The organism is Glaciimonas sp. Gout2 (assembly GCF_035018905.1).
GTDB lineage: Bacteria > Pseudomonadota > Gammaproteobacteria > Burkholderiales > Burkholderiaceae_D > Glaciimonas.
The window spans coordinates 1-1,022 of the sequence record NZ_JASJXA010000121.1 but is presented as its reverse complement, the minus strand read 5'-3'; the positions used below and the strand labels follow the sequence as shown (position 1 = coordinate 1,022).

The 1,022-nt window shown below is 42.3% G+C and carries 1 protein-coding gene; it reads left to right on the top strand.

What is annotated here, in order from left to right:
* Positions 1-396 precede the first annotated feature (396 nt).
* A complete protein-coding gene (locus QN379_RS23405; RefSeq protein ID WP_323507758.1) occupies positions 397-939 on the top strand; it encodes a helix-turn-helix domain-containing protein in 543 nt (180 codons plus the stop codon).
* Positions 940-1,022 lie beyond the last annotated feature (83 nt).

Sequence of the window (1,022 nt, the reverse complement as noted above, 5' to 3'; positions counted from 1 at the left end):
AATAATACGCCGAATGTGGCGCTACCTGAGTCACTAAATTCAGAGCAATGTCACGCCCTCATAGAAATTAATTTTCCCTAGCTAAGGTTTGCTGCCTCTCACCTAAATAGATACTTATGTCCGTATATAGCGCCCATTTTTTGTTAAGCCCCGCCTATTTTTTTGTTTTTGTCCTATAGAAATACGCAATGTTTAATCCCTGTCCCATTTGTTCTTTTAGCGGATGCAAATAGACTTCAGCTTGTGGAGAAGCCGTTTTTATAAAGAGTAAAAGCGACGTAGCAATAAACAAAAGAGATCACATAGCTTTCAAAGTTAAAAAACGATTCGTGTCGCATAGTGGCCTTTTGGTGCCTTTTGTAGAAACTGCTGAGGAGGAATACGTTGGTGCATGCCGTGAATCTAGAGTCTTTAAAAGTGCTAATTAAACTTCAAGTATTTATTGATAGTGGACTTGATGAGCGCACGCAATTAGAAATTCGGCCTACCGAAAATAACGTGGAATTGCTCCCAAAATTGCATGTAACCGGTGGTTGTATAAAGTCTTTGTTCTTGCGAATGGCAATTGACAAAACCCCGGAATATATACGTATTTCTGCAGCGTTACGCCGTACGGAGACTTATTCAATAGTGTCCTTTTTGCTACGGGAGGGAGGGGAAGGTGAAAAATTAAAAACACTGAGTGCTCGGTATGGCGTTTCGGCATGTCATTTTCGTCGACTATTTCGTTCAGGAACTGGTAGTAGTCCGAAGTCGGAACTTAAAGAGTGGCAGCTCGCAAAGGCTGTTTTGGCAGTGATTGCGGATCGTCAATCGATAACAGAGGCAGCTATAGCCCACGGATATGCTTCCTCTTCACATTTTTCGAATGAAGTAAGGAAGTCGGTAGGTCTTAGCCTGACACATCTTTTTGGTGTTACAACGAAAACAAAGGAATGATGTGAAAGTGTGGGAACTGAGTGTCGGCATGAAATGGCTGGTGATAGCTGCAAATATTGCGTTTAGTCAGCCAGCGTTCGGAG